This window comes from Kribbella sp. NPDC006257, assembly GCF_040613535.1.
In the GTDB taxonomy this organism is placed as follows: domain Bacteria; phylum Actinomycetota; class Actinomycetes; order Propionibacteriales; family Kribbellaceae; genus Kribbella.
On sequence record NZ_JBEXSJ010000044.1, the window covers coordinates 1 to 21,479 of the forward strand.

Here is a 21,479-nt window from a genome sequence, read left to right on the forward strand (position 1 = left end):
CGCCGTGCGGTCCGCGGCGCCGGTGCGCGGGGCGGGGCGGGACGCCCGCGCTCCCCACGTACTACGGCTGGTAGGGCGGGGCTTCGCCCCAGCCCCATTTGGGGACGGGGGCCTTGGGGGGTGGGGTGGCGCCGGGTTGGGAGTTGGCGAGGGCGAGGCGGGTGCCCCATTCGACGTACGCGACGAAGGCGGAGCGGAACTCGGGGTCGTCCGGAAGGCCGGCCGGGTCGGCGCTGGCGGCGATCAGGGCGGCCCAGCGGGAGCGTTGTTCCTCGGTCAGGCCGAGGTTCAGGTGGTGGCCGAGCATCGCGGGATACCCACCGAGCTCCTCGGTGTAACCCTTGGGACCGCCGAACACCTCGCTCAACCAGATCGCCACATGCTCGCGATGCTTGTCGCTCATGTGCGCGAACACCGGCGCCAGGATCGGGTCCTCCAGCACCTTGTCGTAGAACACCTCGGTCAGCCGCCGGAACGCATCCAGCCCGCCTGCCCACTCGTACACCGTCGGCGTAGTCATCTCACATCTCCTCCTGATTTCACGGTAATCATGTAATCAGATCCCAGGTTCATCAAGCGCCTCGGCGATCGCGACCTGAATCGGATCGACCTCGCGTTCGCCGTCCGCCAGATCCCAGAGCACGTTCTGCAGGATCCGCCCGAGCGTCCACCCGACCGCCCGCTCGCGATCCACCCCGACCACCTCGGTCATCAGATCGAAGCGTCGCCGGATCGCCTTCGGCAGGTCGCCGGTCGCGGTCAGGTCGTCCCACCGGTTGTTCAGCGCCGGGAACAACTCGAAGCCCGGATCACCCGCGAGCGGCTTCGGGTCGATCACCAGCCACGGTTCACGGTCGGCAGCCATCACGTTGTCGTAGTGGAGGTCCCAGTGGAGCAGCCGATCACCAGGCTCGTCTGCCAAGTCGGCTAGCCGCGCAGCGCACCGGCGTACGAGTGCCTGTTGTTCTGTGTCCGCCAGTAGCGGGATCTGCGTCGGCGCCTCGGCCAGCATCGCGTCGGTGATCTCCTTGAGCTTCCGGAGCTGCGGAGGAGCCTGTACTGCGCTCAGCCGGGCGAGCAGCTCTGCAAGACGCTGCGTGGCTTCCTGGTCATCAGGAACGTCGCTGAGCATCTCCGGACGCAGCCGCTCGAGCAGGATCGTGGCGGTTTCCTGGTCGTCCTCCAGGACTCGTACTACGCCGTCGCCGTTCCAGACGCGGAGTGCCTGGGCCTCGCCGGCGTTCTCCTCGTTGACCGACTGCAGCTTCAACATCGCTTGTGTGCCGTCCTGCCGCACTACGGGGAGCACGAGCGAAGCAGCGCCGTACAGGGGCTCACCGTCTTGCTTCAGCGCCCACTGCTCGAGGTACGCGGTCACCTGCTTCGGTAGAGCGTCCAGCCACGGCTGTGCGTCTTCACCATGGAGCTCAACCAGCGCAGCCGGTACTACGAACTCGGGCAAGCTGTACTCCTTCAGTGTCGGCCGAGTCCGACAGTAGGTGCTCCGGGGAATGTGTGCTTGGGTTTTCCCCGTGAGCTCTCTGGAAGCGGCCGATGGGGCCAGTGAAGTCGACCGACAGCACCGGCGGGCTCAGGTACGGGTGGCGCTGGTCTACCTCGGTGTGCCGCTGGTGTTTCTGGCCGTGACGGTCTGGATCGCATCTACTCGGTCGTCGTTCGCCTGGCAGGCTGTGGTGTTTCCGGTCGTCTTGGTGATGCTCGGCTTGTTCCTGTGGCGGCGGCAGCGCTATGAGACCCGGTGGTGGACGACGATCGGCGCCTGGTTCGGTGGAGTCTCCACGCTGTACACCGGGTTCTTTTCGCTCGTACTCGGTGTTCGGTGGATGGGCGCGGCCGTCCTTCCCGCTGTGCTGGTCGGGACGCTCTTGGCCGCGTTCCTCGGACGAGCCGCACAGTCGGCGATCATGGTGCCGCTGCGGCCGGAGCTCGCCGGTACGCCGTACGAACTGCTCCTGCCGTTGCGTGGGGTGCTGCTTACGACGCTGGAGATCGGAACCTCATCCGTGACGATCAGGGCGCGCTTCTTCGCCAGCCCGCCGGGTGGACGCGACGCGGCCCGGCGTACCTATCAACTGTCCGAGGTGACCGGGGTGTATCCGGCGTCCCTCACCGGCTCGGAGCGACTCAAGTTCCCCATCGCCCTCCCGGCCAAGCCGGTCGGCTCCCCCGGCCCCGCCCTCATCCTCCAGGCCCGCGGCGAAGACTGGGTCCTCCCCCTACCCGCCGCCGACGCAGTAGCAGCCTTCCTCGACCGCCGAGTAGCCGCCGCCAAGCTCACCGCTTAGCGGCAAAGGTCGAGTGCGTCGCCGACCTCGGTCGAACGCCAGCCGTTCGCCCCACCAGTCCTCGGACGCCTACCCAAACCGCGAACACCACCCGGTCACCTCCAGCCCCACGCGCGGCGCCAGACACCCCCGGTGCCTCACCCAAGATCCCGGGGTCCGGCCAAGTTCCGCGGGGGGCCGGACAGGATGGCGGGGATCCGGACAAGATCGCGGGGGCCCGGACAAGATCGCGGGGGCCCGGACAGGATCGCGGGGGCCCGGACAGGATCGCGGGGATCCGGACAGGATCGCGGGGATCCGGATAGGTCGCAGAGTGCGGACAGGTCGCGGGGGCCAGGGCGGGTCCGCGGGGGTCCGGACATCAACCGGTACGCCCGGACAAGGCCTGCCATGACCCCACCCACCAAAAGGTGTCCGCACCCCCGCGTCCAGGCCCTGACCACCGACACCTTGGCCCAGACCTCGGGCACCACCCAGTAGGCCCGGACAAGCAATCGAGGGTCCGGACAGGTAATGCCATGACCCCACCCACCAGAAGGTGTCCGAACCCCCGGGTTCGGGCCCTCACCACCGAGTTGTGTTCGGACTCCCGGGTTGTGTTCGGACCCCCGGGCTAGTGTCCGAACCCCCGGGTTGGCACCCGAACCCCCCCGGGTTGGGGGCGGACTCGGTGGTTGTTAGGCGCTGGCGGTTTCGCGTTCTTTGCGGGCGGTTTCGGCTTTTTCGGCCTGCCAGCCGTCCTCGTTCTTGCCGAGGCGCCAGTAGCCGGAGATCGAGACGCGATCGCGGGGGAGACCGCGGTCGGCGTACAGGTGGCGGCGGAGTTGCGTGACGAACCCGGCTTCGCCATGGACGAAAACATGGACGTCGTCGGACGGGAACTCGAGCTCCTCGACCGCGCGAACCAGATCCGCACCCCGGGTCCCGGCTCGGTGGAACCAGGTGAGTTCGACGTCGCCCGAGATGTCGAGCTTCTGCTGCTCGCTCTCGTTCTCGACCTCCACGAAAACCTTGGCCCGCGCACCCGCCGGAAGCTGCTCGATCGCGGCGCTGATCGCCGGCAGCGCGCTCTCGTCGCCGACCAGCAGGTGCCAACCGGCCTCGGGATTCGGCAAGTAGGCGCCGCCCGGACCGTTGAACCAGAGCTTGTCGCCCGGCTGAGCCGACGCCGCCCACGGACCCGCGATCCCCTCGTCACCGTGATAGACGAAGTCGATCGTCAGTTCCTTCGCCGCTTCGTCCCAGCTGCGAACGGTGTAGGTCCGCATCGTCGGCCACTGCTCGGCCGGGAACTGCTCCCGGACAACACCCATGTCGAGCGGCTCCGGGTAGCTCACGCCCGGCTTCGGGAAGAGCAGTTTCACGTAGTGGTCGCTGGTGCCGTTGTCGACGAACTCGTCGCAGCTCAGCACCAGCCGGATCATGTGCGGGGTGATCCGCTCCCTCCGGCGGACAACCGCCAGTTTCGCGCGGCGACTACGGGGTGCGGGGCTGGTCACTCGACCACAGTCCTCTCAAAACTTCGGGCAGATAGTTAGGCATACCTAACTCAGGTTAACCGACACCCCCCAAATCCCCACCTCGCCGACAAAACACCACCCAGTACGCCGTACGCCGGTGCCACCGCGAGACCAACCCGCGCCCGAAGCGCAGGCCCCTCCATACGGGGATCTGCTGCCGGAGCGCAGACCCGCCCAGGACACCGGAGCGCTGCACCTCGTACGCCGTGCTCCCACAGGCGCAGGCCGACCGGCGCCGGAGCGCAGCGCCTCCGTACGCCGGGCTGCCGCGGCATCTACACCGGGCACGCACAGGCGCGCAGACCGACCGGTGCGCAGCACATCCGTACGCGGGATCTGCCCCGGAAGCGCAGATCGAACCGGGACACCGGACGGCAGCGCTCGTACGCCGGGCGCCCACAGGCGCGCAGACCGCTCAGGTGCCGGAGCGCACCACCCTTCGTACGCCGCGCTGCCGCGGGCGCGAGACCGACCGGCACCCCGGACCGCAGCGCTGGTACGCCGGCTCCCGCAGAGCGAGGACCGACCGGGCGCGGCGGGCAGCGCCTTGTACGCGGGCGCTGCCACCGGTGCGCAGACCGACCGGTGCACCGGAGCGCAGCGCGTCGTACGCCGGGCTGCTGCGGGGCTGATTACTCGAATGTCACCTGCGGGTGCCGGGAGAGCGTGCCGGGGTTGGTTCGGCGATGAGAGCGGGGGATGAGTCAGGCGTTCGATGCGATCGCGGCGGCGGCCGAGGGTGTCGGTTGCGGCGGCGTCGATCAGGTATGGCGAAGTGCGTGGTAAATGGCTAGCAGCAGCCGTCGGTGCAGGTGGACTTGGCGGTGGGGGCGCAGCAACCCTTGCCCTGCCAGGCCTGGATACCTTCGCGGAGAGCGATCGCGGCGATTATCAAGCCTGCAACGGGATCTGCCCAGTACCAGCCGAGGGTTGCGTTGAGCAGGAGGCCTATCAGGAGCACTGCGGACAGGTAGGTGCACAACAGAGTTTGGGTGCTGTCGGCAACTACTGCGTTGGAGTTGAGTGCCTTGCCCGTACGGCGTTGTGCGTACGAGAGCAGTGGCATCACGACGAGCGAGGCGATCGCCAGGCCGATGCCGATCCGTGAAGTGTCGGACTCGTGCTGGCCCAGCAAACCGCGGGCCGACTCGACTCCGACGTACGCGGCGAGACCGAAAAACGACAGCGCGATCAGTCGCAGTGCGCGGCGTTCGCGCGTCTCCGGCAGCGGGTGCCGGAACTGCCAGAGGATGATCAGCCCGCTCGCCACCTCGACGACCGAGTCGAGCCCGAACCCCACCAGCGCAACAGATCCCGCCACCGAGCCGGCCGAAATCGCGACCACCGCCTCGACGAGGTTGTAGCCAACACTCGCCCCCGCCAGCAATTGAGCCCGCCGCCCCAACTGCTTCCGCCGACCTGCCTCCTCAGGAGACGAGCCTCCACCGGCAACCGGCGGAGTCAGCGCCCCTCCGACGAGCGGCAAACTGCGGCGTTCACCAGCAAGCGGCGCAAGCGTCACCTCCGCCGGCGGCACGGCGACCGGCTGGGGCGACACGAGGTCCGACTTGATCGGCGGCACCACCGCCCGCTCGCTCGGTGACGCGGCGAGCGGCTCGCTAGGTGACAGGAGGTCGGGCTTGGTCGGTGACAGCGGAGCTGGCTCAGTCGGTGGCACCAAGGTCAGCTCGCTCGACGGTACGTCGGCCGGTTTGGGCGGTGGGACCACGGGCGGCTTGGTCAGGGGGAGTAGGTCTGGGTCGTTCATTGGCAGGTGCCGGTTGTGTCGGGGCGGCAGCAGGCTGGGTCTACTGCTAGGACGACGTTGAGTAGTTGGGCGAGCGCCGTACCGAGGGTTGGATCGGCTAGTTCGTAGCGGGTGCGGCGTCCCTCTGGTTCGGCGACGACCAGGCCGCAGCCGCGGAGGCAGGCGAGGTGGTTCGAGAGCGACTGCCGGCTGACACCGATTCGCTCGGCCAGTTCTGCCGGGTAGCTGGGCCCTTCGTGCAGCACGAGCATGACCTGCGTGCGCGTCGGATCGGACAGCGCGTGCCCGAAGCGGGCCAGCACCTCACTCCTACTGACGATCGTCTCCACGCAGCTGACAGTACACGATCCGCTGTATTCAGCGGAACCTGTACTACGCGTCGCTCGGCAGCACGTCCTTCGCCGATCGCTGCCAGAGCACCGCGAGCGGGATCGCCGCCAGTACGCCGGCCGCCCCGAACCAGCCGACCGCCTGCACCGCGTCCGTCCGGTCGGCGAGCACTCCGGCGAGCAACGGGCTGACTCCGGTCGCGGTCGTCAGACCCGAGTTGGACATTCCGATCGCCTGCCCACGCCTGGCATCGGGCAGCATGAACGTCATCGACGTCGTCGTCTGCATGACCACGATCGTCCCGAACGCGCCCGCGAAGACGAACAGCACAACGGACACCACCAGCCCGGGCCGCAGCAGACAGAGCGCCACCGGTACCGCGGACGCGATCGCGAGCGGGCCGAGCAACCCCGGCCGCTTGTCCTCCGGAACCAGCTTGCTGAACAGGAACGCGCCGACCACGCTGCCCAGCGGATCCGCGGCCAGGATCAGCCCGACCATCACCGAGCCGCCACCGAAGACCGCGGCGTACGGGGCCGCCATCCCTTCGTACACAGCGACCAGGGCCATCAGCCAGAGCATCAGCACCAGCGCCCGCATCCCGCGATCCGCGAACAGCAGTCCCCACGACTCACCCGCCGACGCCCGCCAGGACCGCCGTACGCCGGAGTCGGCCGACGCTCTCGCTGCTGGACGCGAGAGCAGCCGGCTTCGGATCAGGAGCGCGGACCCGAAGAAGGTGAGGGCGTCGAGCGCGAGTACGACGTACGGATTGAACAGGGCGATCAGCAGTCCGCCACCGGCGAACCCGGCCATCTGCGCGGACTGGATCGTGATGCTGCGGATCGCCATGCCGGTCGCGTAGCGCTCTTTGCCGAGTACTTCGGGGAGGAGCGCTAGCTGGGCGGATTTGAACACCGGCTGCAGCAACGAGACCACGCTGACCAGCACACATCGCAGCCAGAACGGCATCGGTGGGAACGCGACCAGCAGGATCAAGCATCCGCGGAGTCCGTCGACCGCCGTGATCAGTTCGCGCCGGGGAAACCGGTCCGCCAACCCCGTCAGGAAGATTCCGCCGAGCAACGACGGGACGAACGTCAGCGCATACGTCAGCCCGGTGAGTGCCGCCGAGCCGGTGTCGTTGAACACCAGCACCGACAGCGCAACCCGCGCCAGCTGATCCCCGGCGACCGACTGCAACTCCGCCAGCCACATCGCGCGGAACTCCGGGACCCGAAAACACTCCCGATAGCTACTACTCGAAGCTGCCATTCCAGGGCCTCACTAACCCTCACCCGCACCCGGCCGCGCCCCCCAGACGACCCTGCCAGCCGCAGACTAGGCCGCCCACCCACCCCAACACCCGCCTTTCAAACATCCTGCAAACCTCCCCGCCTCACACCGCCTTTCCCGCCCCCAATCGCCCCTCGCCCGCCCGAATGCTGATCTAGGCGGCGTCCACCGCCTCCCGCCCTTGCACCGGCGAGCGCGCAACAGGTAAATCCACGCGACGGTCGCCGGACTGCCCCCTTACCCGGCGATCGTCGCGGACGGCAACTTCTCTGCTCACGACCAGCTGACGCACTCGCCGAGCAGGTTGACCGACTCTCGAGCTACAGGTCTTCAGGGGTATTGATGTCGGCGACGGAGAAGCCGAGAGAGCGGCCGGCTTTCAGTTGCTGACGATCACCGGACGCGAAAACCAGATCATCATCGTTGACCTGCTCGGCGGCGGCGCAGTGCACAGCATCGTAGGCGCGAAGGCAGTGTGCCGAAGTCAGCGCGGCCGCTCTCCCAATCACGAGGGCCGTGGGCTCGATGATCAGAAAATCGCGCCAGAACCGATCGAGTTCCCGGAGTGCGACCGCTTCCCGATCGGCCGTGATTCGTCCTGTCCGAACCGCTTGGGCCAGGGCTGCCGCTGCCTCAACGTGGAGGAGCCTGCTGGTGGCGACATCGTCAGCGTCATCCCAGAGCCGACGGCAAGCAGCCGAAGACGGCTCCTGGATCAGCAGCGGCACGATGGCGGACGTGTCGAAGTAGCAAAGCATCATCGTCGCTGGTCTGCCACCAGCTCGCTGATCGGACCGTCCGCAGCATTTGGGCCGTCCGCCGGAGCTGGCACCGGCGCCTTTCGCTTGCGGCTCAGTGGAGGCCGTACGACGCCCTCGGCGATCAACCGTTCGAGCGCCGAGGGCTGATCGATCGGGACGATGCGAGCGATCGGCTTGCCGTGGTCGGTGACCGTGATCGTTCGTCCGCTCCGGACCTCGGCGAGGTGCCGGCTGAGTCCGTCCCGGAGTTCTCGGATGCCAATGTCCATGAGTGCTCCTGTGGTCACTATTCCTCCATAGATTGTAGCCACAAGTTGGTATGGCAATCCTGATCGCTCAGACCAGGGCGAGAGAAGGGCAGATGGCGGGGCAGGGTGGGGCAGGTCAGGTGGCGAAGATGGCTGATTCGTGGGCGAAGGCTTTGAATTCGAGGGCGTTGGTGGCTGGGTCGTGGAGGAACATGGTCCATTGCTCGCCGGGTTGGCCTTCGAAGCGGAGGTAGGGCTCGATGACGAAGGGGGTGCCGGCGGCGCGGAACCGGTCGGCGAGGGCGTGGAAGTCGGGGATCTCGAGGATCAGGCCGAAGTGGGGGACGGGGACATCGTGGCCGTCGACCGGGTTGTGGACAGGGGCCGGGCGAGCGGGGGCGAGGTGGGTGACGAACTGGTGGCCGCGCAGGTTCCAGTCGATCCAGGTGTCGGAGCTGCGGCCGCGTTCGCAGCCGATCACGTCGCCGTAGAACTTCGCGGCGGCGGCGAGGTCGTCAACGGGCATTGCCAGGTGGAAGCGCGGGAGTGGTGAAGCCGGAGTAGTCATGCCCTAGAACATACGAGCCCGTCCGGCCTCACCGCGCGTTGTCCACAAGGCAATTCACGGCCAGATCGAGCTGACCCACTCCGGGTGGTCGATGAACGGGTTCCGGTTGTGCTGCCAGGTGTCGAAGATGACCTGGTTGCGGCGCTTCTCGAAGGCGTCCGGCGGATCCGCCGCGCTCCACGCCTTCAGGACCGACAACTTGCCGATGTACGGCGCGGTGCCGTTGTTCACCGAGTTGTTCGGCTCCAGGTCCGCGAACCCGTCGCCACCGTCATAGCGAACGGCCATGTAGAAGATCATCCGCGCGACGTCACCCCGCACGGCCGGCCTCGGCGCGAACGAGTCCGCGTCCGCCGTACAGCCGGAACACTCCGCGACCGCGCTGCCGCCGTTGTCGAAGTCGAGGTTGCCTCGGGCCGCGTTCACCGAGACGTCCTCTGGCCGCAGGTGATGCACGTCGGTCCCCGGGCCGGTCGCGGTACCGAAGTCACCGTGCGACTTGGCCCAGACGTGTTCGCGATTCCAGTCGTTCACGCCGCTGCCGTTGGTGGTCTTGCTCTGGGAACGTCCGGAGTACAGCAGGATCACATTGCTGGAGTTGGCCGGATCCTGGTCGGTGTCCTTCAGCGCGGTCCACACCTGGTCGTAGGTGAGCTTCGTCTGGCTCGAGATGATCGTGTGCAACGCAGCCTTCAGCGCCGCACCAGACTTCCCAGCAGCTGCCGCGTAGTAGTCACCCGGGTCACCCGGATCCGAGGCACCACCACCCGAAAACGCAGTCGGGTCCTTCAACCCGGCATGCGGAGTGAAGTACGGCGTCAGGGTCCCGGTGACAGTGATCTTCGTACCGATCAGTCCAGGGTTCGACTGCAGCCCGTACTGCGCTCGGAAGCCGGTCGTGATCTGCACATAGAGCATCGACCCGGTACTGGTCTGAGAAGTCGAGTCCGCGAGAGCCAGCGCGGTGTCACCGGTGAATCCGCTCCGGATCACCGTGTTCGCGGCGGTCGGCTGCCCGACCACATAGCCCTCGACGGTCGCGACCGAGCCGTTCTGCTGACTGATGGCAGCACTGACGGTCAGATTCGCGGTAGTAGCCGCTGTCGACGGCGTGATGCCGTAGCCGAGCAGGCCTAGAAGGAGCAGTCCGATCCAGAATGCACGGCGTACTAGCACAGCGATCTCCCACGGGGCGGTGTGGAAACACGGGCGTCGCAGTGCAGTCTGCCCCTCAACCCAGCCGGGGAAGCCTCATCGAAGTAAATATTGTCCGACAAGCCTGCGACTGGACACCGCGCCTCCTGAGAGGGATCGTGCAATTGGGAGACGCAGATGGCTGACTTAGCGGAACGCATCGGTGCCGGGACGGCTACTACTACGCTGCCGCGCAGACGAAGCCTGGGCAGTGCGGTTGGCAAGTGGGTGAGCACCACCGACCACAAGCTGATCGGGCACCTCTACCTGATCACGTCGTTCGCTTTCTTCCTGATCGGCGGCGTGATGGCGCTGCTGATCCGGGCCGAGCTGGCCAAGCCGGGTCTGCAGATCGTGAACGAAGAGGTCTACAACCAGCTCTTCACCATGCACGGCACGATCATGCTGCTGCTGTTCGCGACGCCGCTGTTCGTCGGCTTCGCGAACGAGATCATGCCGGTCCAGATCGGCGCCCCCGACGTCGCGTTCCCGCGGCTCAACATGTTCAGCTACTGGCTGTTCCTGTTCGGCGGCCTGATCACCCTGTCGGGCTTCATCACACCTGGCGGCGCCGCGGATTTCGGCTGGACCGGCTATGCGCCACTGTCCGGCGGCACGCGCTCACCGGGCATCGGCGGTGACCTGTGGGTGATGGGCCTGTGGATGGCCGGCCTGGGCACCATCCTGGGTGCGGTCAACTTCGTCACCACGATCATCACGATGCGCGCCCCGGGGATGACGATGTTCCGGATGCCGATCTTCACCTGGAACATCCTGGTGACCTCGATCCTGGTGCTCATCGCGTTCCCGATCCTCGCCGCAACCCTGCTGATGCTGGAGGCGGATCGAGCCCTGGGGGCGCACGTCTTCGACGCGGCCAACGGCGGGCCACTGCTGTGGCAGCACCTGTTCTGGTTCTTCGGCCATCCCGAGGTCTACATCATCGCGCTGCCGTTCTTCGGCATCATCACCGAGATCCTGCCGGTGTTCAGCCGCAAGCCCATCTTCGGGTATGTCGGCCTGGTCGCGGCCACCCTCTCCATCGGAGCCCTCTCGATCGCCGTCTGGGCCCACCACATGTTCGTCACCGGGGCGGTGAACCTGCCGTTCTTCTCCTTCATGACGTTCCTGATCGCGGTACCCACCGGGGTGAAGTTCTTCAACTGGATCGGGACGATGTGGGGCGGATCGGTGTCGTTCGACACCCCGATGCTGTGGTCGGTCGGCTTCCTGGTGACCTTCCTGTTCGGTGGTCTGACCGGCGTCATCCTGGCCTCGCCGGCACTGGACTACCAGCTGTCCGACTCGTACTTCGTGGTCGCGCACTTCCACTACGTCGTGTTCGGCACGGTGGTGTTCGCGATGTTCGCGGGCTTCTACTTCTGGTGGCCCAAGTTCACCGGCCGGATGCTCGACGAGAAGCTCGGCAAGCTGCACTTCTGGCTGCTGTTCATCGGCTTCCACACGACGTTCCTGGTGCAGCACTGGCTGGGCGTCGAAGGCATGCCGCGGCGCTATGCGACGTACCGGGCCACCGACGGCTTCACCATCCTGAACCAGGTATCGACGGTCGGCGCCATGCTGCTGGGCGTCTCGATGCTGCCGTTCCTCTACAACATCTACAAGTCACGCAAGGCACCGCTGGTCGGTGTCGACGACCCGTGGGGATGGGGCCGCTCGTTGGAGTGGGCAACCAGTTCCCCGCCGCCGCGACACAACTTCGAGAAACTACCGCGGATCCGGTCCGAGAGCCCCGCCTTCGACCTGCACCGCCCAGCCGTCGCACTGATGGAGTACCCGGACAGCGGCGCCGGGCCGGACAACCTGCTGGACGCCGGCGAAGACGAGGGCCGGGTCGAGAACCTCGAAAGCCACGCCGAGACCGACAGGGACACCTGAGGGTGGCGACGCCATGGGCTATAGCTTCGTCTGGCGCACAGTCTGCGCTGCACTCGGCTGTCTCGGGATCATCCTGGGACTGATCGTCCTCCGGCCTGACCTGCTGATCCCGTACGTGCTGTTGACGATCGTCATCGGTATGACAGCGGCCGTCGGTCACACGACGAGTAGCGCTGACGCCCAGGATGCGCGGCGAGCCAGCAGGCAGGCAGGACTTCGCGCCATGCTGCCCCTCTTGGGGCTCCTGGCCATCGCGGGCCTTGGTTTCGCCCTCGGCATCGCAGTGCTGCCGCTGGCTCTGGCCGTGGTCATCACTTCACCGCCGGTCGTTCGCTGGTACGGCGACTCCCTCAGCCGGCCGCAGCCGGGGGAACCTGGTGAATCAGCGACCAGCACGGCCCAGCTCTGCCGCCAATGGCATGACAGCTTCGAGGACCTGCAAACGGCGATGACGCCGGCAGCTCGGCTGCGCATCGTCACGGCTCGCCAACGGTGCCTCGACGAGCTGGAACGCCGTGATCCCGACGGCCTGAACGCCTGGCTCAGCTCCACCGCCAGCGCCGCCGGCGACCCCAGCCGCTTTGTCCGGCTGGATCATTCAGACGCCCCGCCCACCGACGGCTGACCACTACTCGGCAAGCCGGCAAACTTGAGTCGGTGGGGCGGTCGCATGGCGGCCGCCCCACCTAGGTGTCAGGGCCCCCATCAGTTCCCGGCTTGTGCCGCGTTCTGCTCGCCCATCCACCAGCGAGGCGCTACTGGCGGGCAGCACCTCACCGACTGGTGGGAGAAGGACGATGAGGTCCTTCTCCAGCGGTGGCGTGGTGCGGACGCCGTAACGGACCGTACTCAGTCCGGAACGGATTGTCCATGGCGAACGGAACCCGTCTCAAGGTACTGACGGGTCACTGATTCAGCAGCTGATTGTGTCCGCGTGCGTGGTGCCGGCGGACCGGTAGGCGTTCACCCGAGCCGTGGCGGTCGCAGGCGACAACGCCTCGTTCTTCGCGTAGTACACCCAGTCCGCAGACTGGGTGTACGCCGCAGTGCTGCCGGTGTGACCGCTCAGGTCGATGAACCACTGGTTGTAGTTGAGCGTCATCGGTCGCCGCGGGTAGACCGAGTGCCCGTTACCGTCCGTGGTGTGATCGGCAGCGAGCGAGCCGTCGATGTAGTACTTCACGTGACCAGCAGCGACCACCGCCACCAGCGTGTGCCAGCCGGCGTGACTGAAGCGCCGCGCGGCACTGATCCGCCAGCCGTCGAACGGGTCCACCTGGTACGTGTTCCAGCTGGTGATGAAGTCCACCGGCCCGGTCTCGCCCCAGCCGCCGTTAGGCAAATACTCCGAGATGTCCAGCTCGCTATAAGTCGGCTCCCAGTCGTAGTCGAGCGGCGAGATCGTGTAGAAGGTCTGGTTCACCAGATCGCCGTCGTTCCCGCTCACGGGGCTGTCGCTGAACTTGAAGCGTGTCGCGTAGGTGCCCTCGAAGAACCGTTCCTCGTTCTGTTGCACCTGCGCCTGCGTAGTACCGCCAACAGTTCCATTGGTCGCAGCGCGGAGCTGCAGCGACTTCTGGCCGTCCACGGTCGGGAAGGTCACGTTGCTCGCTCTCCAGGTGCCTTCGATGCCCGGGCCACCGCCGCCGGTCCGGACGCTCCAGTCGTGCCCGGTGAAGTTCGGGTCGGTCCGGGAGCTGTAGTTGAAGTCGTCGAAGAACGCGCCACAAGCAGCGGCCTTCTGTGCAGGGGCGGGCCGCGCGCTGGCCGTAGTACTGATGCTGCCGGCCGCCAGCGCAGCCAGTACTACGGCAGTCGCGGTGATCCGGAGTTTGCGTGATCGAGCCATGGTTCACACCTTCGTCTCGGGGCGGGAAGACTGCATTGCATAAGATGTCTCCGTAAAAATGGTCTATCCAACTGGTCAAGTCAACCCCTCACTCAAGCGCAACCGCTTTCCGGTTCGGTATGACCACTGGTAAAGATTGGTAGGCTGGCCCGATGCGAAGGACCGAGGCCCGCGACCGGCTGCTCGAGCTGATCGAGATCCGCCGACCGGGTGAGCCGCTGCCGTCCGAGCGCAGCCTGAGCGAGGCGCTCGGTGTCTCCCGGCCGACCCTGCGCGCGGCGCTGGACGACCTGGCCCGCGACGGGCTGATCGTTCGCGAGCACGGCCGGGGCACGTTCATGAGCTCGCGCAAGATCCATCAGGCGCTCGAACCCACCCCCGACGGCAACTTCCAGGTACCGCCGGCCGACGGTACGCCGTGGCAGAGCCGGCTGATCAGCTTCGAGCTGGAACCCGCCGGCGCACGACTCGGCCAGCGGATGGAGATCTCGCCGGGGGACCAGCTCGTCTCCGTGGTCCGGCTGCGCCTGGTCGACGGCGCGCCGATGTGCATCGAGCGGATCAAGTTGCCGGCTGTCTTCGTCCCCGACATCACCGGGCGCGATTTCGAGATCGGCTCGCTCTACGGACTGCTGCGGTCGAGGTACCAGGTGGCGGCGAAGAACGCAGTACAGACGACTGAGCCGACGGTGACGGATGCGCAGGAGGCCGCACTGCTCGGCGTACCGCTGCATTCGCCGGCATTGCTGTTCGAGCGGACCACCCGGAACGCGGACAACGCGGTGATCGAGTACACCCGGTCCATCTACCGCGGCGACCGCTACCGGATCACCACCCGGCTGACGTTCCCCGACGCATAAAGCCAGACGCATAAAGCCCGACGCAGAAAAGCCAGCGGCCGGTGGCGCGGACCCCTGCTGAGGTTCGCGGCACCGGCCCTGGGTCCGGGGAGCTCGACTAACCCTTGACGGCTCCCGCGGCCACGCCTGTCGTCACCCGTCCCTGCAGGACGAGGAAGATCAGGAGTACGGGCAGCATGAACAGGGTCGCCGCCGCCATCGTGGCGCCCCAGTCCGTGCCGAAGGTGTTGCTGAACGACGAGAGCCAGACCGGCAGCGTGCGCTGGTCCTGGTTCTTGATGATCAGCAGGTTCGCGAACGCGAACTCGTTCCACGCGGTGATGAAACCGAACAGCGAGGTGGACAGCAGGCCCGGCGCGAGCAGCGGGAAGACGATCCGCCGGAACGCCGTGAACTGGTTGCAGCCGTCGACCTGCGCTGCTTCCTCGAGCTCGACCGGGATGCCCTTCAGGAAGCCGCGCAGCGTCACGATCGTGAAGGGCAGCGTCATCATGAAGTAGATCAGTGTCAGCATCGGCAGCTTGTCCAGCATGTCGGTGTCGCGGGCGATCACGTACATCGGGATCAGCAGCGCCTCCCACGGCGTCATCTGCGCGATGAACACCATGAGGATGAACGCCTGCCGGCCCTTCCACTTCATCCGGCCGACCGCGTACGCCGCCAGGCAGGCGATCACGAGCGCCAGCAGTACCGCGCTGATCGCGACCATCGCGCTGTTGCGCCAGAAGGTCCAGAAGCCGGCCGCATGCACTGCGGTACTGAAGTGGGACAGCGTGACGTGGTTCGGGAAGAACGACGGCGTCTCGGCCTGGATCTCCTTGGTCGGCTTGAAGGCGGTGAGCACCATCCAGTAGACCGGGAAGATCGAGAAAAGGAAGACGCCGAGAGCCAGGACGTTCAGCGTGATCCTGCGGCTGAGCCGGGTCCTCACAGTTCACCCTCCTCTTTGAACATCTGCCGGAAGTACGCGAGCAGCACCACGGCCAGGATCAGCACGGTGACCATCGAGATCGCCGCACCCAGGTCGTAGCGGTTCAGCGACTGCGCGATCTGGTACGCGTAGACCGGCAGGGTCAGGGTCGCGTCACCCGGGCCGCCCTGGCTGATCGCCCAGATCTGGACGAAGCTCTTGAAGACCCAGATCACCTCCAGGCAGAGGATCAGCCCGAACATCGGCCGCAGGATCGGGAAGGTGATCAGCCAGAACGTCTTCACCGACCCGGCGCCGTCGATCTGCGCCGACTCGTGCAGTTCTCGAGGCACCGACGTCATCGCGGCGTACAGGGTGAGCGCCGCGAACGGGACCGACTGCCAGACGATCAGCAGCACGATGATCGCGAACGTCGAGTTGCCGTCCGCGAACCACGCCTTGCCGTCGAACTGCTCGAAGCCGAGCGCGACCAGGACCCAGTTCACCACTCCCAGCTGGGACTGGAAGAGCCACTGGAAGACCGTCGTCGCGGCGATCACCGGGATCGCCCAGGCGACCACCAGGCCGCCCATCACGGCGAACCGCATCCACTTGCCCAGGGCACCGATCAGCAGTGCGACCAAGGTGGCGAGCACCATGATCAGGCCGACGTTGATCGCCGTGAACACAAAGGTCCGGCCGACCACACCCCAGAACTTGTCGTCGGACAGGATCCGCTGGTAGTTGTCCAGGCCGACGAACTCGGCACCACCCCGGATCAGCTGGGCGATGCCGAATTTCTGGAACGAGATCAGCAGGTTGCGGACCAGCGGGTAGGCCAGCAGGTACGCCGTACCGACGACCGTCGGTGCCACCAGCAGATACGGGAGGACGCGGGCCCACAGGGGTTGCCCCCGCCGGACCGGAACCGGTGAACCGGATTCGGGGGCGGGGGCCGCTGTGGTCTCAGCTTCAGCCACAGCCATGGCGCTACTTGGCGTTCAGGGCCTGGGTGATGATCTCGTCGGCCGCCTTGGCCGCGGCCGCCGGGTCACCGCCGGTCAGCACCTTGGTCTGGTACTCCTTGATCGGGTTCTTCGCCTCGACCGCGGCCCAGTTCGGCGAGTTCGGGGTGGCCTTGCCGTTGGCCGCGCCGGCCGCCATCGCCGCCACGCCCTCGTCCGCGCCGACCGAGGAGGCCAGGCTGGTCCGGTTCGGCACGTACTTCATCGACTTGGCCAGGTCGACCTGCCACTTCTCGCCGGCCAGTTCCTTGATGAAGGTGTACGCCGCGTCCTGGTTGGCCGAGGCCTCCGGGATGATCAGGTCGGAGCCACCGGTGAAGACGGCACCCGGCTTGTCGGCGGCCTTGCCCGGGATCGGGAAGTAGCCGATCTTGTCCTTCAGCGCCGGGTTCGCCTGGGCGATCAGCTCGGCCGCACCCGGTACGGCGATCATCTGCGCGACCTTGCCCTGCGCGAACACGTCGGTCTGGGTCGGCTTCGCCTCGTCGGAGTCCTTCGGGCCCTTGCCGAGCGCCTGGATCTGCTTGTAGAAGTCCATCCCCTTCAGCGCCTCAGGAGTCTCCAGCGCACCCTTCCAGGTGTCGCCGTCCTTGACCGCGAGGTCGCCACCCTCGTCCCAGATGAAGCCGGACAGCACGTAGAAGTTCTGGCCGGGCAGGTAGATGCCCTGGTTACCACCGGTGTTCACCTTGGCGGTGTCGGCCAGCCACTCCTCGCGGGTCTTCGGCGGGGTGGTGATGCCGGCCGCCTGGAACAGGTCCTTGCGGTAGAGCACGACCCGGTTCGCCGCGTAGTACGGAATGCCGAACTGCTTGCCGTCGAAGTTGCCCGGCTCGGCCAGACCGGCGATCCAGTCGTCACCCTTGAGGTCGGACTTCTTGTCGGTCAGGTCCTTCACGCCACCGCTGGCCGAGTACTGCGCGACCTGGGTGTTGCCGACCTCGATCACGTCCGGCGCGTCCTTGCTGGCCAGGGCGCCGATGATCTTCGGGCCGATGCCGTTCCACTCCTGGATCTGGACGTTGGCCTTGATGTCCGGGTGGGTGGCGGCGAAGTCGTCGGTGAACCGCTTGAGGAAGTCGTCGGAGACGCTGCCCTTCATCAGCCACACGTCGATGGTCGTCGGGCCGGACGCAGCGGTGTCTTTCTTGTCGGAGCTGCCGCAGGCAGCGAGCGCGGTCAGCGAGAGAGCTGCAACTGCAGCGACGGCAAGGGAACGGAACTTCATCGGATCACCTCTGGCGGAGTAGCCGGGGCACCCCGGCTGACTGGTATGAACCTGTCGTTCAGTGGCGCACAGAATTGCCCAGCTCCAGCTGACCAGTCAATAGTTCAGGAGTCTCCGTTACTAAGTCGTGAGAGCGTAGCCTTCCGCTTGCGCTCCGCGACGCCATGGTCCGCACGAGCAATGGCTGCATTTTGCGTTGCACATGGCGCAATAGACCAGATGGAATGCTGGTCAGCTCTTGGTCAGCGCCCGCAGTACGGCGGAGCCGACCGCGGCGTCGACGGCACCAATACCAGTGAGGTCCGCGATGGACAATCCGTCGTACGCCGGTCGCCCGTCGCGCAGGACAGTCCCGACCGCGATATCCGTGTCGGCGGCAACGACACCGGCCCGTACTGCGTTGCCGAAGTCGCCGTGATCGAGACACTGCGCGTGATCGTCGGTCGCGACGAGCGCGCCCGCGAACAATTGCTCCGGCAACTCGTGCTTGCCCGGCATGTCCGTGCCGACGCCGGTGACCTGCAGCGCCGTACGGAAGGCCTCGACGGGCAGCGGGCTCCGGGCAGCGGTCGTGGTGATGACGATCGGCGCCCCAGCGTCGAGCGCATCCGGCCGGGCGTCGATCCCGCGGGCCTGCAATGCCCGGCAGAGGTTATCGGCTGCCTCGGGCCGTCGACCCCAGACACGGACTCTGTTGAGAGGGCGAAGCTTGCGCAGCCACTCCACCTGCAACCGAGCCTGCTCGCCGGTGCCGAGAACGGCCACCTCGTCGATGCCAGTCGGAGACATCGCGTGCGTGATCAGGGCACCGGCGGCCGCAGTACGCCAGGCCGTCAGCAGCCCTTCATCGGCGAGCACCCCAGCCGGTACGCCGGTGGTCGCGTCGACCACGAGCATCAGCCCGTTGTTGACCGAGGCAAAGGTGCTCGCGATCTTCACCGCGAAGTGCGGCGAACCGTCGACATGGCCGGCCTTCACATGACAATCGCCTTGCTGCGCAGGGAATTCGAGCACCATCGGCGGCGGAACCGACGTACGGCCCTCGGCGTGCGCGATCAGCGCTTCCCGGACCGCTCGGAAGATCAGCTCGGGAGAAGCGGCCTCGGTGATCTCGGCAGCTCCGAAGACGGGCAAGGTCATCCGCGCTTGTCCAGCCAGTTCTCCCACTGCTGCAGGGCTTCCTCGGGCCCCGACCGGCCGAGGCCGACCCGGAACCGGTCCGCCGGGACCTCGGTCAGCTCGGAGCGGTAGATGCTCGAGGGCAGCAGCAGTACGCCGGCCTGCTCGACCAGCTCCGCGCACATCGTCTCGACACCCTCGGCGCCGAGGTAGCGCGGGAAGCACACGCAACCGCCTTGTGGGGCAGCGAAATCGAACAGTTCCCGATGCCGGCCGAAGAAGTCCATGAACAACGGCAGGTTGGTGGCAACGATCTGCCGATTCCTGGCCAGTAGGCGATCCCGAGCCCGCAGGCCGATCAGCGCGAGGATCTCGCTGGGTCCGGAGTTGCAGATCGACGTGTAGTGCTTGGCCCGCTCCAACCGGTCCAGGACCTCCCGGTCACGACAGGCGATCCAGCCGATGCGCAGACCGGGCAGTCCGTAGGCCTTGGACATCACGTTCAGGGACAGGGCTTTTGGCGACAGATCCGCTGCCTGCGGCAACGAAGGCCTGGTGAGTTCAAGCCCGCGGTAAACCTCGTCGCTGAACAAGGTGATTCCGCGGTCATCACACAGCCGCACCAACCGTTGCCAGGTCTCCAGATCCGGTACTGCGCCGGTCGGGTTGTTCGGGAAGTTCACCGACACGAGCTTCGTGTTCGGTCGCAGTGCCTGCTCGATCGCGTCCACGTCGAGCGACCAATCGTCATCCGCCCGCAACGCAACCCCGGTCACTTCGCACCGCGAGAGCGGGATCGTCTCGGCCGCCTGATAGTTCGGCGTCAGCACGACCGCGTGATCGCCGACGTCGAGCAGAACGTTCATGGCGAGATAGAGCGCTTCCTCTGCCCCGGCAAAACACAACACGTCCTCCGGTACGACGACGTCGTACGTGCGGGCGATCTCCTCCCGGAGCGCGGGCAGCCCTCGTGTCTCGGTGTAGCCGAGGGCGAGCGTCTCCCAACGGCGCCGGCCGTCGTCGTCGGCCAGTTCGAGCAGCTCCGAGACGGCGACGGTCTGGGCGTCGGACGCGGTCAGGTGATAGCGCGCGCTGAACTCCCACCGCGAGAAGTAGGTCTCCAGCTTGAAGTCAGGAAGGGTCGGCATCGTTCGGCTCCTTGCGTGCCTGCGCTAGCAGTTGGTAGAGGGCGGACCGGGAGATCCGCAGGGCCCGCGCGACCGCCGGCACGGATCTGCGCTGGCTGAGGACGCCTGCCTTGTCGAGCCGGGCGAGCAGTTCCAGCCGGTCCGATTTGGTCAGCCGATCGACGGCGACACCACGCTCGCGGACGAAACCACCGACGAGGTCGTTCAGCGTCTCGGTCCAGTCGTGCTCGAACAACACGCGGGGCTGCCCGGTCATGGGTGCGGCGAAGGCCGCCAGGATCCGGCCGGCCTCCTCGAACGCCGTCCGGTCCACGTTGACGCACAACACGGCTTCGGGTTTGCCGGCCGCGTCCCGGACCACCGCGCTGACGCTGGACAGCCGCCGGCCGTCGGGCAGCGACTTCGGGTAGGGACCGTAGACGTCGGGCCCGGTCTCGGTCAGCTCGGTGAGCTCGCCCAGCAACGACGGATCGCCGGCCGCCCGGTCCGAGAGCGAGTTCCAGATGCCGAGGATCTCGTCGGTCTCCGGATCGTGCAGCACCACCTCGGCGTGCGGCGACAGCAGCAACGCCACGGCTTCACAGACAGGGGCGAGGGGGTGGGCCATGCTGTGGACATTACATCCTCATTGGACAAAAGATCCAGAAATGGCCTCACCGCGCTGGGCACTCTTCAGCCCGAAGAGCAGCAGGCCGATGCTGATCACCCCGACCACGGCGTACGTGACCCGGCCGCCGATCCCGTCCCAGGTGGTGTGCAGCGCGACCGCCACGGCGTACAGGCCGACGAAGCCCAGGAACCGCTTCCCGGTCGGCTGTACGGCGAACCGCCAGAGTCCCCAGCAGGTCAGCCCGGTCCAGGCGGCGTGTCCGGCGGGCGAGAGCAGACCGCGGATGAACAGCGTCTGCTCGGCAGCACCGACGTTGCCGCCGGACTGGAGCAGCGCGACGAACGCGTATCCCATCGTCTCCAGTACGGCGAACCCCGTGCCGACCGCGACCCCGATGACGATGCCGCCACCGACCGAGCGATACCGGTGCCCGAAGAACAGCACCAGCACGACCGGGATCACCAGCTTCGCGGCCTCCTCGATCAGGCCGACCCCGAGCATCGGCAGCGCACCGAGCTTCCGCATCGCGTCGTACTCGAGCAGGCCGGCCACCACGACCCCGATGACGCCGCCGAAGATCAGTGCGCCGCCCAGCGTCGGCCCGTCGATCAGCCAGCGACCAGAGCGGCCCGCTGCGAACGTGACGAAGGTCAGCGGTACGACGAGCGCGCCGAGCAGGATCAGCGTCGGGAAGAGGTTCGGGTTGCCCGTATCGGACAGCACTGCGAGCACTGCGAGGTACAGCGCACTACCGATCACCAGCGTGCCGAGCCAAGCCCACCTACGAACCACCTGCTGTGCCGTCATGTTCTGATCCTGCACCGGTTACCGTCGAAGGAG

22 protein-coding genes are annotated in these 21,479 nt (G+C 66.8%); 4 read left to right on the forward strand and 18 right to left on the reverse strand.

Annotated features, from left to right (window positions below):
* Positions 1–61 precede the first annotated feature (61 nt).
* A complete protein-coding gene (locus ABZ004_RS35300) occupies positions 62–520 on the reverse strand; it encodes a group II truncated hemoglobin (RefSeq protein ID WP_355685881.1) in 459 nt (152 codons plus the stop codon).
* Positions 521–556: 36 nt separating this feature from the next.
* Positions 557–1,462 (reverse strand): aminoglycoside phosphotransferase family protein, encoded by a 906-nt coding sequence (locus ABZ004_RS35305; RefSeq protein ID WP_355685883.1) that lies wholly within the window; start codon positions 1,460–1,462, stop codon positions 557–559.
* 70 nt (positions 1,463–1,532) lie between these two features.
* Between ABZ004_RS35305 and ABZ004_RS35310 the strand changes: the two genes are divergently transcribed.
* Positions 1,533–2,306: a hypothetical protein gene (locus tag ABZ004_RS35310; RefSeq protein WP_355685885.1), complete on the forward strand. Its 774-nt coding sequence runs from the start codon at positions 1,533–1,535 to the stop codon at positions 2,304–2,306.
* Between the two features lie 677 nt (positions 2,307–2,983).
* Here the strand turns inward: ABZ004_RS35310 and ABZ004_RS35315 are convergent.
* The 8 genes from ABZ004_RS35315 to ABZ004_RS35350 form a co-directional block, all read right to left on the reverse strand.
* Positions 2,984–3,805 carry a siderophore-interacting protein gene (locus ABZ004_RS35315; protein WP_355685887.1) on the reverse strand — a complete coding sequence of 274 codons (822 nt, stop codon included), beginning with the start codon at positions 3,803–3,805 and terminating at the stop codon, positions 2,984–2,986.
* Between the two features lie 811 nt (positions 3,806–4,616).
* Positions 4,617–5,594, reverse strand: coding sequence for a cation transporter (locus ABZ004_RS35320; RefSeq protein ID WP_355685889.1), 978 nt, complete (start codon positions 5,592–5,594; stop codon positions 4,617–4,619).
* Entirely contained in the window at positions 5,591–5,923 is a 333-nt protein-coding gene (locus ABZ004_RS35325) for a metalloregulator ArsR/SmtB family transcription factor (protein ID WP_355685891.1), read from the reverse strand. Before ABZ004_RS35325 ends, ABZ004_RS35320 begins: the two co-directional genes overlap by 4 nt.
* 43 nt (positions 5,924–5,966) lie before the next feature.
* Positions 5,967–7,199, reverse strand: coding sequence for an MFS transporter (locus ABZ004_RS35330; RefSeq protein WP_355685892.1), 1,233 nt, complete (start codon positions 7,197–7,199; stop codon positions 5,967–5,969).
* Between the two features lie 341 nt (positions 7,200–7,540).
* On the reverse strand, positions 7,541–7,981 hold the full coding sequence (locus tag ABZ004_RS35335; RefSeq protein WP_355685894.1) for a type II toxin-antitoxin system VapC family toxin: 441 nt from the start codon (positions 7,979–7,981) through the stop codon (positions 7,541–7,543).
* A complete protein-coding gene (locus tag ABZ004_RS35340) occupies positions 7,978–8,250 on the reverse strand; it encodes a type II toxin-antitoxin system prevent-host-death family antitoxin (RefSeq protein ID WP_355685896.1) in 273 nt (90 codons plus the stop codon). Before ABZ004_RS35340 ends, ABZ004_RS35335 begins: the two co-directional genes overlap by 4 nt.
* Before the next feature lie 115 nt (positions 8,251–8,365).
* Positions 8,366–8,797 (reverse strand): VOC family protein, encoded by a 432-nt coding sequence (locus ABZ004_RS35345; protein ID WP_355685898.1) that lies wholly within the window; start codon positions 8,795–8,797, stop codon positions 8,366–8,368.
* A gap of 54 nt (positions 8,798–8,851) precedes the next feature.
* The gene (locus ABZ004_RS35350) at positions 8,852–9,973 is read right to left on the reverse strand and encodes an endonuclease (RefSeq protein ID WP_355685899.1); all 1,122 of its coding nucleotides are present in this window, start codon (positions 9,971–9,973) and stop codon (positions 8,852–8,854) included.
* Positions 9,974–10,129: 156 nt separating this feature from the next.
* On the opposite strand from ABZ004_RS35350, the gene ctaD reads away from it, so the two are divergent.
* Positions 10,130–11,890 (forward strand): cytochrome c oxidase subunit I, encoded by a 1,761-nt coding sequence (ctaD, locus tag ABZ004_RS35355; RefSeq protein ID WP_355685900.1) that lies wholly within the window; start codon positions 10,130–10,132, stop codon positions 11,888–11,890.
* Between the two features lie 13 nt (positions 11,891–11,903).
* The gene (locus ABZ004_RS35360; RefSeq protein WP_355685901.1) at positions 11,904–12,515 is read left to right on the forward strand and encodes a hypothetical protein; all 612 of its coding nucleotides are present in this window, start codon (positions 11,904–11,906) and stop codon (positions 12,513–12,515) included.
* Positions 12,516–12,803: 288 nt separating this feature from the next.
* Here the strand turns inward: ABZ004_RS35360 and ABZ004_RS35365 are convergent, their stop codons facing one another.
* Positions 12,804–13,739: a glycoside hydrolase family 16 protein gene (locus ABZ004_RS35365; RefSeq protein ID WP_355685903.1), complete on the reverse strand. Its 936-nt coding sequence runs from the start codon at positions 13,737–13,739 to the stop codon at positions 12,804–12,806.
* A gap of 152 nt (positions 13,740–13,891) precedes the next feature.
* Between ABZ004_RS35365 and ABZ004_RS35370 the strand changes: the two genes are divergently transcribed.
* Positions 13,892–14,599 carry a GntR family transcriptional regulator gene (locus ABZ004_RS35370; protein WP_355685905.1) on the forward strand — a complete coding sequence of 236 codons (708 nt, stop codon included), beginning with the start codon at positions 13,892–13,894 and terminating at the stop codon, positions 14,597–14,599.
* A 97-nt stretch (positions 14,600–14,696) separates the two neighbouring features.
* Here ABZ004_RS35370 and ABZ004_RS35375 read toward each other — a convergent pair whose 3' ends face one another.
* From ABZ004_RS35375 to ABZ004_RS35405, 7 genes are all read right to left on the reverse strand, one after another.
* Positions 14,697–15,530 carry a carbohydrate ABC transporter permease gene (locus ABZ004_RS35375; protein WP_355685906.1) on the reverse strand — a complete coding sequence of 278 codons (834 nt, stop codon included), beginning with the start codon at positions 15,528–15,530 and terminating at the stop codon, positions 14,697–14,699.
* Positions 15,527–16,495 carry a sugar ABC transporter permease gene (locus tag ABZ004_RS35380; protein WP_355685908.1) on the reverse strand — a complete coding sequence of 323 codons (969 nt, stop codon included), beginning with the start codon at positions 16,493–16,495 and terminating at the stop codon, positions 15,527–15,529. The genes ABZ004_RS35375 and ABZ004_RS35380 overlap by 4 nt, the downstream gene beginning before the upstream one ends.
* Positions 16,496–16,499: 4 nt before the next feature.
* Positions 16,500–17,762, reverse strand: coding sequence for an extracellular solute-binding protein (locus ABZ004_RS35385; RefSeq protein WP_355685910.1), 1,263 nt, complete (start codon positions 17,760–17,762; stop codon positions 16,500–16,502).
* 231 nt (positions 17,763–17,993) lie between these two features.
* Positions 17,994–18,902 carry a hypothetical protein gene (locus ABZ004_RS35390; RefSeq protein ID WP_355685912.1) on the reverse strand — a complete coding sequence of 303 codons (909 nt, stop codon included), beginning with the start codon at positions 18,900–18,902 and terminating at the stop codon, positions 17,994–17,996.
* Complete coding sequence (locus ABZ004_RS35395) at positions 18,899–20,029, reverse strand: pyridoxal phosphate-dependent aminotransferase (RefSeq protein ID WP_355685914.1); 1,131 nt, start codon at positions 20,027–20,029, stop codon at positions 18,899–18,901. The genes ABZ004_RS35390 and ABZ004_RS35395 overlap by 4 nt, the downstream gene beginning before the upstream one ends.
* Positions 20,013–20,636 carry a PAS domain-containing protein gene (locus tag ABZ004_RS35400; protein WP_355685916.1) on the reverse strand — a complete coding sequence of 208 codons (624 nt, stop codon included), beginning with the start codon at positions 20,634–20,636 and terminating at the stop codon, positions 20,013–20,015. The genes ABZ004_RS35395 and ABZ004_RS35400 overlap by 17 nt, the downstream gene beginning before the upstream one ends.
* An 18-nt stretch (positions 20,637–20,654) precedes the next feature.
* Positions 20,655–21,446: a PrsW family intramembrane metalloprotease gene (locus ABZ004_RS35405; RefSeq protein WP_355685918.1), complete on the reverse strand. Its 792-nt coding sequence runs from the start codon at positions 21,444–21,446 to the stop codon at positions 20,655–20,657.
* Positions 21,447–21,479: the final 33 nt, after the last annotated feature.